1 pseudogene is annotated in these 291 nt (G+C 58.8%); it reads right to left on the minus strand.

Annotated elements, in window-relative coordinates:
• Positions 1-168, minus strand: a pseudogene (locus ACZYOF_RS44555) (IS110 family transposase); the annotation flags it as partial.
• Positions 169-291 lie beyond the last annotated feature (123 nt).

Consider the following 291-nt stretch of genomic DNA (forward strand, 5'->3'; position numbering starts at 1 on the left):
AGGCGAAGGCGGTGCCGCGGCCGCTTGTGCGGCGATGAGCGCATCGCGTTCATCCTCAACCAGCTTGATCTGTTCGAGCAGCAGTTCTAGCCGATCGACTTCGCGGGAAATCTGGGCCTTCATGAGCACAGGTAGCGCACGCCCATCGCCGGTCCAGAGCTCGTCTAGTGGTTCATCACAGTGATTTTGACGTTTTGATACCGAGCCATTCGAGGATCGGCAAGTTTTCGGGTGGCAGGAGAATCTCGATGCTTCGGGGAACGCCGGGCTGACGGCGAATGAAGCCGTTTC

It is taken from the genome of Bradyrhizobium sp. LeoA1Lang (genome assembly GCF_055413685.1).